A 9,835-nucleotide genomic window follows, 5' to 3' on the forward strand; every position below is an offset into this window, starting at 1 on the left:
AATCAAGTTACAATCTTATTTTTAAGCTACCGCCAAAGGCGGTTTTTGTTCAACTAACCAACAAGTAATATATTACACAGCACTGTTCTTTTACGTGCCATAAAAAAATACAATCAGCAATAAACACAAGAATAATGACTTACGAAGATTTGGGATACAACCACATACTTGAAAACTATAGAATCGAACAAAATTTAGATTCATTTGTTGTAGGTCGGGTTATATCGGAACACAAAGAAAGGTATGTTGTAAAAACACCAACAAAGGAGTTTGATTCTGAATTGATAGGAAATTTACGTTTTACGGCAGAGAGCAGATACGACTTTCCGGCCGTTGGCGACTGGGTCGCTTTTTCCGAATACGATGAAGGAAAAGCTCTGATTCATGCCATCTACCCCCGCAGTTCAGTAATTGAACGGCAAGCAGTTGGCAAATCAGGACAGGTACAAATAATTGCAGTAAATATTGATTACGGCATGATTGTACAGTCTGTTAACCGCGATTTTAATATCAACCGATTAGAACGGTATTTGACCATTTGTTATGCTTCTAATGTGGAGCCAATTATACTTCTTAGCAAAATTGATTTAATTACTGATGCCGAATTGGAAACTCTTCTAAATCTGATTGCAGAACGCATAAAAGACATTCCTGTAATTGCCGTTAGTAATGAATCGGATGCCGGATTAGATCAATTAACAACACTCATAAATACGGGGAAAACCTATTGTTTGCTTGGTTCCTCGGGTGTAGGCAAATCGACACTGCTAAACAAACTAAGCGGTAAGGAACTGATGAGTACGGGAGCAATTAGTGAAAGTATCGACAGAGGGAAACACATTACCAGCCACAGAGAATTAATCGTGCTCGAAAATGGCGGAATTTTAATCGATAACCCAGGAATGCGGGAAGTTGGAATTACTAACACGACCAGTGGTTTAGAAATGACGTTCGATGGCATTATGGAATACGCCGAAAATTGCCGGTTTAAAGACTGCACCCACCAGCACGAAAAAGGCTGTGCCATTCTCGAGGCCGTTGAAATTGGCGAAATTGATCCCAACTCGTACGCCAACTTTCAAAAAATGCATCGCGAAAAAACACATTTCGAATCGACTGTTCAGGAAAAGAAAAACAAGGACAAAAGCTTTGGCAAGATGGTGAAAAATGTAAAAAAACAAAGAAAAGACAATAAGTTCTAAACAATCTGCTAATATTAACAATAAAGCCACCTCACGGTGGCTTTTCTCATCTCTTCCGGCTCATCAAATAACTTTTCAAAAACCTCACCCTATCCCTCTCCTTTAAGGAGAGGAGAATACAGCTCCTGTATCAAAACATTTTTTTTTAAGAAGACTCCCTTCTCCTCGAGGAGAAGGGCCGGGGTTGAGGTGTCTGTTCCCTCATTAGAAAACTATTCACTCCAAAAAACCTAACTTACCATAGGCGTTAACGAGCAATTTTAAAGTTTAGCATATAAAAACAAAAAAAACCACCTCTCGGTGGCTTTCATTTTCTCCAGACCATATAGTCTCAACTAATTTTCAGCAGTCTCATTAACTACCAGCTCTTCATCCACAGGTTCTCCCTGCAGGTATCGGTATTCGAAACCATAGGTTCTCATAAATCTGCGCACATTCGATGTTGTCTGGTTTCTCATCGAGAATTGAATGTAAGCCGCAATTTCCTTAATCATTGCGTCAACGGGCTCGCGAACCCCGGCCAAATCTTTCTGCACCTTATTTACAGCACGATCGGCAGGAGCAATTTCGTCGAATTCTTTTTTTGCAGACTCCAAAGCCAATGCCACCTCCTCTACCGAAGGATTGCTCATGGCCGGATAGGTAGCTTCAACCGCCTTTTCCTCTCCCAAAAGAATGTTTTCGGCAGCGCTTACCAAATCCATATCCTTACTGAAAGTAGGTAATTCGCCACCCGCAGTAATGTTGTAGTAGCGCAGCACTTCAGCAGGATGATCCATTCGGTAGGTTCTTCTTCTTAACCCATCAAAAAAGTCACGTACCACAACAGCAAGTTTGCCAAAACTTTCATTTTTCTCGCGAACCTCTTTCTGCCGAACCGATAAGCTGGCATTGCTCAGATCGTAAACCGTCTGAAATTTCAACTTCAGCTCTTCTGCCTCGCGCAGCAACTCGGCAGGAATAAAACTGGTTCCTAATTCTGCATCTTTCTTTGCAGTTGCAATGGAACGATCCAACACATTTAACCGATTTATATCGGATGTGGGAAATACTAAATAAGCCATTTTATCTTATTTATTGTTATACAAAAGGATCAATGAAAAAGCTTCTTCTACTGATCCTGATAATTAGAAATATTATTTAACATGTAATTATTAAAACTTTTCTTTATTTACAAGCCTTACAGAGCACACAAAGGGGGCATCTCTGAAACTCCGGAAGGCTTGTGTGTCTTCTAAACGGGCATCCACGAAAAAAAATGGGGATTGTGTGTGTCTAAAACCGGCATCTGCAAAACTCCGAAGGGATTGTGTATTGCTGCAACCGGCATTCTTGAAACTCCGAAGGCATTGTGTGCCGCTAAAACCTACATCTGCAAAACTCCGAGGGGTTTGCGCGTTGCTAAAACCTACATCAACCGAATTAGATGCCTGTTTACGGCAAACGAAACAGCTGTTTTTAACCAAAAAATATGCCTGATGAAACATGTAAGTTAATTTGAAATTGCCCTTCCCCTCTACTCAACAAAGCTTTTTTTTTAATCGAAATTCCAAGTTAACATTAATTGGAACAACTACAAAACAATATTTAAAAACTACTGTTTAATGTAAGTACATAATACACTATTTGCCTGAAACACAACAATATATTTTTTTATGATTTTAAAGAGATCTACAAACAAATGAAGTGAATGCCCATCAGCGGTTTTTCAACCCTCACGGTGCTGCCAAATACACAGCTTAAATTATTTCTCCAAAAAACAAATTGTGCACCCCTACGTCATTCGGACATCTCTTCCTTTACAAAGGAAGAAAACCACAAATCCAAGTCTTCCCTTCTGAAGCGAAGCGCAGACAGACAGACAAAGGGGTAAAAACAGTATAGCCAAACCCGTCACATTTTTTCCCCTGACAGCAGCTTCCGGATACTACAAAATCAAGCATAGCTCAATTCTATTTTGCCATCTGTTTAGGAATATTTAAATGAATGAAAATCAATATTCTAACAATACTTTATTACCTTTAAGAAACTCTACAATAAAAAACATTTTTAGCTTGTAACCAATAAGCTAAGTATAACACGAAATTTCATGTTTTAAAAAAAACACGATGAATATTCAGGACAAAACCAGGGAAGAACTAATAAGCGAACTGAAGGAATTACAACAAGAGAATAATTCCCTAGAGAATTTATACAATGAAACCTCTCGATTGAAGAAATCAGAAGAGGATTTAATAGCTTCCGAAATCCGTTATCGCAGGCTTTTTGAATCTGCAAAAGATGGTATTCTTATTCTGGATGCAGCAACAGGGAAAATTGTTGATGTGAATCCTTTTTTAATCAATTTATTGGGGTTTTCTCACGAACAATTCATCGAAAAAACAATTTGGGAAATGGGTTCTTTTAAAGATATAATTGCAAATCAGGATAAATTTTTAGAACTGCAGAAAAATAATTACGTTCGTTATCACGATTTACCTATTTTAACGAATCGTGGACAAAAAATTCAGGTTGAGTTTGTCAGCAACGTGTATGTATCCGATAATAAAAATGTTATTCAATGCAATATTCGTGATATTACCACACAAATAGAAACTGAAAAGGAATTAATCAAAGCCAAAGAACAAGCTGAAGAAAGTGATCAACTAAAATCAGCATTTCTCGCAAATATGAGTCATGAAATCCGTACGCCGATGAATGGTATTCTTGGTTTTGCCGATTTACTTAAAAATCCTAATCTCACTGGTACTAAGCAACAACAATACATTCAAATCATCGAAAAAAGTGGTGCTCGCATGCTTAATATTATCAATGATATTATTAGTATTTCAAAAATAGAATCGGGTCTGATGGAAGTTAACCTAAGTAAATCAAATATTAACGAGCAAGTCGAATATATTTACACCTTCTTTAAACCTGAGATTGAAGACAAGAAAATACTGTTTTCCTATAAAAATTCATTGCCCTTCAGTAAAGCCTTCATTAAAACCGATCGTGAAAAATTATTTGCTGTTTTAACCAATCTCGTAAAAAATGCCATTAAATACAGCAAAAAAGGCGCAATAGAATTGGGTTACAACAAAAAGGATAAATATCTTGAATTTTACGTTAAAGATTCAGGTATAGGTATTGACAGTAACAGGCAGGAAGCCATTTTTGAACGTTTTATTCAGGCTGAGATTTCTGATAAGAATGCGTATCAGGGAGCCGGCTTGGGTTTGTCTATTTCTAAAGCCTATGTAGAAATACTTGGTGGAAAAATATGGGTGGAAAGCGAAAAAGGCATCGGGTCAACTTTTTACTTTACTATTCCTTACACTCCTGAATTAACGGAATCTGTTGCATCTGTATATGGTATTCCCCATAGCGAAATTGAGGTACAAGTTAAGAACCTGAATATTTTGATTGCTGAAGACGATGAAACATCCGATACGCTCATAAGCACAATGCTCGAAGAAAACAGTAGTAAAATTTCACATGCAAAAAACGGGCTGGAAGCCATTGAACTTTGCCGCAATAATGCTGATACCGATTTAATACTAATGGATATTAAAATGCCTAAAATGGACGGATATGAAGCTACCCAGCAAATACGCCGGTTCAATAAAGATGTAATTGTAATTGCGCTGACAGCTTACGGACTTGCAGGAGACAGAGAAAAAGCAATTGTAGCGGGATGTAATGAATATATTTCAAAACCAATTATGAAAAAAGAATTATTGTCTTTACTACAACTATATTTTAATAAACATGAATCAAATTAAGCACAAAAGAATGATCCTAATATATTCTTCTATAAACACATAAGCCCGCCAGCGGTTTTTTCTACCCTGACGGCGCTTTTACTCAAATGAATGACCCCGCAGCAGGAATCTGCAACTTTTCAAAAACCTTACCCTGACCTACCCGGGAATACAGCTTCGATAGCTACAAATATCTTTTCTTATAATTTTTTGGTGCAAATGGGAAAAATGGCAATCAAAACACAACCACCTAATAGGGAATAAACTGACTATTCAAATCTAGAAGCACTTTGCTGTTTTTTAGTTAAAATCATACTTATAGATTTTTCCTAACATGGAATCTATATTTTCAATTGAGAATATTCTCTTTTCAGGAGGATAATAAATAACTTTATCGAAAATAAAATTAAAAAAAAGGAGGCTAAATTATGGGATGCGACACGAGTTTAAAACCCAGAAAAAAAGTTCAAGTAGAAAATACAGAAAATAATAACCAATTAGTAAAGGAGGAAAAAACGATGAGTTCAACAATGGTAAGACAAGAAATACCAAATTTCAAAATGGATGCTTATGATGCTGCTACAGGTCATTTCACAACAGTATCGAGTGATGATTACAAAGGAAAATGGGCTGTAATATGCTTCTATCCTGCTGATTTTACCTTTGTTTGCCCAACTGAAATTGCAGCAATGAATGCTAAATACGATGAATTTCAGAAATTAAATACTGAAATTCTTGCCGTATCAGTTGACTCTAAATTTTCGCACAAAAGGTTTGTTGAAACTGAACCAATCCTTAAAGGTTTAAGACTAACCATAGGTGCTGATGGAAATCAGGAAGTAAGCCGTGCATTTGGTGTGCTTATCGAAGAAGAAGGTGTAGCACTGCGTGGTAGATTTTTATTTAACCCTGATGGAATTTGTGTAGCACAGGAAGTGCAAGCTGATTCTGTAGGTAGAAATGTAAATGAATTTCTACGTCAGGTGCAGGCATGGCAGCATGCAACTAAAACAGGAGAAGTTTGTCCCGCCGGATGGAGACCAGGCAAAAAAACACTTCCTGTTAATACTGATGTAGAAAAAATGACTGGACGTGTTGGTGATTACATTACAATTGAAGAAATTCTTGATTAATTCTTAATCAATACCGAAAAAGACGACTGCAAATGAAATGTCCAAAAAAGTTGAACGGTCATAAAATAAATTAATAAGAATGAGTTTGGTATTTTACCGGACTCATTCCGTTTAAATGAGTCTTTATTGTAATAATCTATATATTCTTCCAAATCCTCAAGAGTAATTACAAACTCAGGTTCTGAAAATAATTTTGGATGTACCCCAAATTGGTCTTAGTGTTGGACACATGAGGCTTGCAATGATTACAACATTACAGGAAATGACATCAGCGCTTAGCTAATTGCACAGTCTTATGATTTAAAAAAGTTCGTTCATATAGAATTTAACACTTCCATACTAAAATAATCCAATTCTTAGAGACTTAAACAGGCTGTTTTTGCAAACTAATGCCGTTATTTATGAAAGAAAATTTGTCCTCGATCGGGGTATGTGGCTTAGCGGTTTATTTCCTCAATATAAGTTCAAAAGATGTTCTGTAAATCAGATATATTTTATTTTTTTGGCTATTTTCGCATCCTACAAAAGAATTGATTATGAAAAAAGTATTTCTATTCAAATTAACCCTGTTCTGTCTCTGCTTTTTTTGCGTTACATTTACTTCAATGGCCCAAAATAGTGAGCAATTTCAAATTGATTCTTTACAGAAGCAGAACCGAATTGAATCAAATCAAGAACAGCTTGTAGATAACTACAATCAAATGGCTTATTTATTTGGAGGTATAAGTATTGACAGTTCTCTGCATTACAGTAAAAAAGGAATGCTGCTGGCTCAGAAGATTAATTACGGTCATGGTCTGGCTGTATCCCATTTATACACTGCCCGCGCACTAATTCAAGATGCAAAATTAAAGCCGGCAATGGAAAATTTCAATAAGGCTCTTAGTCAATTTATTCAGGAAAGAGATTCTGTCAACCTATTGGATTGTTACAGTGGCATGAGTTATTTGGCTTCCTATGAGTCAAATCAATTAAAAACTCTTAACTATAATTTAAAAGCACTTAAAATTGCAGAAAAATTAAAGGATACAGCCAGTTTGTCCATTCGCTACAACAACATTGGTGCAATTTACAAACAACTCGATAATTACGAATTGGCTTTGAATTATTTTCAAAAATCCATTGCTCTGGAACAAAATTCCACCAACGCTGGAAATTTAGCCATTTCCTATTCCAATGTTGGGGTTTTAAAAGTCGAACATCATAAGTTTAGTGAAGCCGAATCTGATTATCAAAAAATAGTGAGCCTATTGCCTGCAATTGACAGTCATTACGTTCGAGCCTATTTATACCTATCCTTATCGGGATACTATAATGGCATCAACAATTTTGATTCAACAAAATACTATATTGATAAAGCCAGCGAAATTTGTATCAAAAATAATTATCAGCACATCTTGGCGCGTGTATACCGCAAACAAGGAGAAATGCTTTTCAAACAAAAAAGGTACTCCGAAAGCATTCACTTTCTCGATAAATGCTTAAAATTATCCGATTCTATTGGTGTACAGGAAGAATATCCTGAGATTTATAAGATGAGTGCCAAAGCCTATTCACAAATTGGAGATCATAAACAAGCATACAACTCACTGCAAAAAGCAAATAATGCGATCGATTCTTTAAAAAGTGAGAAAGTAGCTGAATATTTGGTTGAATTTGAAGAACAAAAGGCTAAGAATGAAATAGAGAAGCAACAGCTTGAACTGGCACTTAAAAATCAGCAGGCAGAGAATGCTGCGATAATCATGAAAAACAAGTACACACTTGCCTTACTTGCTATTGTTATACTCATTCTCTCCATCGGAATTATTGCATTTTACTATTTAAGATCCAAAAAGAATAACATTCTATTAAAATCGCAGCATAAGCTAATAAAGGAACAAAAATTACTGCTTGAGGATAACATCCAAAAATTAGAATTCAGCGAAGAGAACCTTCAAAAGTTAAATGCGACTAAAGACAAGTTTTTCTCCATTATTGCTCATGATTTAAAAAGTCCCTTTACTGCAATTCTAGGTTTTAATAACGAATTAGCCGATCATTATAACGAGTACAGCGATGATGAACGTTTGGAAATGATCAATCATGTTGGAGATGCCTCAAAATCGACCTATTCCCTGCTTGAAAATTTATTAACATGGTCCAGATCACAAAGTGGGTTTATTCAACTAAATAAAGAGGTGCATCTGATAAAGGATCTGGTTGAAGAAGGGATTTTACCAAACATGGTTGCCGCTGAAATTAAAAAAATTAATGTCCTAAATAATATTGATGATGCACAAATAGTGTGGGCCGATAAGGAAACAATTAAAATAGTTGTTTCCAATTTATTTAATAACGCCATTAAATTCTGCAATACAGGTGGTGTAATTTACCTCACCGGCAAATTGAATAATAACATGTTTGAAATTTGTGTACGCGACACCGGTATTGGTATGAATGAACAAATAGTGAATAATCTTTTTATGATTGAAAAGAACGTTCAACGCGAAGGAACCAACGAAGAAAAAGGAACCGGATTGGGTTTGATCCTTTGTCAGGAATTTGTTCATAAAAACGATGGCCAAATTTGGGCGAAAAGCAAGGTTGGCGTGGGTACAGAAATGTATTTTTCTTTGCCTGTTAACAAAAACAAATAAATTCAGCAATACTACCCCGAAACTATTAATTTACCGTGTCACGCAGGTTATTGAAACTTAACACTGCAGTCTATGCCATTCCCCTTAATCAACAAACAGAACAACTTGACAACATAAAAAGTTTCTCTGATCAACATCGACAAACTTGGCAAACTTGACATATATCAAAAACAATATCTTTTAGTAGGTTTGCATGTTTTTAATTTTTTTAAACTAAATCACATGAAAAAATTGCCATTATCGCAATTGGCACATCTTCATTTGCTCAGGATGTAAAATACGGAATAAAAGGAGGTTTAAACATTGCCAATTTGGGAGGTGATGATCCTGAAGGAGATGCAAAAGCATCATTTCATTTAGGTGGATTTGTTACTTTCCAGCTGAATAGAAACTTTGAGTTTCAGCCAGAACTAGTTTATTCGCAACAAGGAACTAAATCAAAAGAAGGTGATTACGAGGAAAAATTCAAAGCCAATTATCTTAACATTCCTCTTTTATTTAAAGCAAAAATGTTTGGTTCAGAACATTTGAAAGCTGTTGCCGGTCCACAAATTGGTATTTTACTAAATTCCGAGCTTAGCGCTAGCGCATCAACGGGTGAAGGTGAAATGGATTTTAAAAAATACATGACAGATCTGGATTTTGCTTTGGCGATGGGACTTGAGTATGATATTAATGATCGATTATCTTTCTCCGCTCGATACAATTGGGGCTTAAGCGAAATATTTGACCAAGATAATGTTGAATCAGATGCGAAAAATTCTGTTTTCCAGATTGGAATTAGCTTTACATTATAAAACAACATTATATTTCGATAAATAAACCTGTCCATTTGGGCAGGTTTTTCTTTTTAATTTGGATTACAACTAGCTAAGAAATCATTCTCAAAAAAATACAGAACTACCTTCATGGTTATTTTCAAAAAATTTAACAAATCGATGCAACCTCACAATCCACTTGCCATGAACAAAAAACTTAATTAAATTAGCAACTTCTGTTTAACCAAGCCAATCACTAGTGTCCCATTAAAATTGGGACGTTATTAAAAATTAAACAAATTTGACTCAATAAGCCTAAAACGTTCTTTGTCATTTTGAAATTTAGTTCTCTCAAATAGG

General features: G+C 35.7%; 7 protein-coding genes. 6 read left to right on the top strand and 1 reads right to left on the bottom strand.

Annotation, left to right across the window (positions count from 1 at the left end):
* The first annotated feature begins 134 nt into the window (after positions 1-134).
* A complete protein-coding gene (gene rsgA / locus QUH73_RS20125) occupies positions 135-1,202 on the top strand; it encodes a ribosome small subunit-dependent GTPase A (protein ID WP_289532243.1) in 1,068 nt (355 codons plus the stop codon).
* Between the two features lie 335 nt (positions 1,203-1,537).
* On the opposite strand, the gene QUH73_RS20130 is transcribed toward rsgA, so the two are convergent.
* Complete coding sequence (locus tag QUH73_RS20130; RefSeq protein WP_289532244.1) at positions 1,538-2,266, bottom strand: hypothetical protein; 729 nt, start codon at positions 2,264-2,266, stop codon at positions 1,538-1,540.
* A gap of 207 nt (positions 2,267-2,473) precedes the next feature.
* On the opposite strand from QUH73_RS20130, the gene QUH73_RS20135 reads away from it, so the two are divergent.
* The 5 genes from QUH73_RS20135 (at position 2,474) to QUH73_RS20155 (ending at position 9,514) form a co-directional block, all read left to right on the top strand.
* Positions 2,474-2,698, top strand: a complete 225-nt coding sequence (locus tag QUH73_RS20135) for a hypothetical protein (protein WP_289532245.1) — start codon at positions 2,474-2,476, stop codon at positions 2,696-2,698.
* Positions 2,699-3,310: 612 nt separating this feature from the next.
* Complete coding sequence (locus QUH73_RS20140) at positions 3,311-4,966, top strand: PAS domain-containing hybrid sensor histidine kinase/response regulator (protein ID WP_289532246.1); 1,656 nt, start codon at positions 3,311-3,313, stop codon at positions 4,964-4,966.
* A gap of 509 nt (positions 4,967-5,475) precedes the next feature.
* Positions 5,476-6,078 carry a peroxiredoxin gene (locus QUH73_RS20145; protein ID WP_289532247.1) on the top strand — a complete coding sequence of 201 codons (603 nt, stop codon included), beginning with the start codon at positions 5,476-5,478 and terminating at the stop codon, positions 6,076-6,078.
* Positions 6,079-6,683: 605 nt separating this feature from the next.
* Entirely contained in the window at positions 6,684-8,717 is a 2,034-nt protein-coding gene (locus QUH73_RS20150) for a tetratricopeptide repeat-containing sensor histidine kinase (protein WP_289532248.1), read from the top strand.
* A gap of 245 nt (positions 8,718-8,962) precedes the next feature.
* On the top strand, positions 8,963-9,514 hold the full coding sequence (locus tag QUH73_RS20155) for a porin family protein (protein WP_289532249.1): 552 nt from the start codon (positions 8,963-8,965) through the stop codon (positions 9,512-9,514).
* The last annotated feature ends 321 nt before the right edge of the window (positions 9,515-9,835 follow it).

It is taken from the genome of Labilibaculum sp. K2S (genome assembly GCF_030372765.1).
Taxonomy (GTDB): Bacteria; Bacteroidota; Bacteroidia; order Bacteroidales; family Marinifilaceae; genus Labilibaculum.